General features: G+C 69.0%; 1 protein-coding gene. It reads right to left on the reverse strand.

Annotation, left to right across the window (positions count from 1 at the left end; all coding sequences use genetic code 11):
* The coding region (locus ACLQ24_RS29900) for an ISAs1 family transposase (RefSeq protein WP_425895081.1) at positions 1 to 803 on the reverse strand (803 nt) is incomplete at its 3' end.
* Positions 804 to 859: the final 56 nt, after the last annotated feature.

An 859-nucleotide genomic window follows, 5' to 3' on the forward strand; every position in this document is an offset into this window, starting at 1 on the left:
TGGGAGTCGTCTTCGTGGAAGGTCACGTCCCTCGTCCAATGGAGACGGTTTTCCACGGCCCAGTGGCCTCTGGCGTAGGCGTTGAGGTGCTCGGTGCTGGCCTGGTCGGCGGTGACGCTGACGATGCCGTGGATGATTTCTTTGCTGGTCCGTGCGCCGTCGAGACCGCCGGTGTCACGGCGTAGCCGGAAGACTTGCCGGGCGCCGGGGAACAGGGTGTCGTCGCAGGGCGCGACGCGTAGCGTGCGGCGTTCGGTGCGTCCGTGTCCGCGGTCCTGCTTGACGTCCATGCTGTCGATGAACTCGCTGTCGGTGCCGGACAGCAGGGCTTGGGCGGCTTGCAGGGCGAGGGGCTGGTTTCCCTTCAGAATCAGCGTGTAGTGGGCGTTCAGCGGCCCGGTGATCAGCCGGGCGGTCTTCTTCGTGGTGTGCAGAGCGTCCAGGGTGAGCATCATCCCGGCCACGTCCAACGGGGTCAGTAGCTCAGCGATGACCGTGTTCTCGCCGCGTTTGTCGGGGACCTGGCGTTGGCCCAGGATCGCCCCGCGGTCGTGGGTGACCGCGGCGACGAGGAACACCTGCCCGGTCGTGGTGCGGCTGCCGTGCAGCAGTTTCCCGTCGATCGCGGCGGCGGGTAGCAGCCCGGCCGGGGCCGGGTGGGTGATCGCCCGGGTCGCGGCGCGGCGTTGCTCCCGCTCCGCCGGCTCGTCCTCAGCAGCGGCGATGACCGGTAACGGAGTGTCTCCCCGTGCGACGTCGGCGGCGTATCCGCAGATCGCCGTGTCGAGGGCGTCGCCGTCCAAGGTGGCCAGGATCCGCCGGAAGGTACGTTCGCTGGGAACCGTGTACCGGCCGCGCA

The sequence above is a fragment of the Micromonospora sp. DT4 genome (genome assembly GCF_049841675.1).
Taxonomy (GTDB): domain Bacteria; phylum Actinomycetota; class Actinomycetes; order Mycobacteriales; family Micromonosporaceae; genus Micromonospora.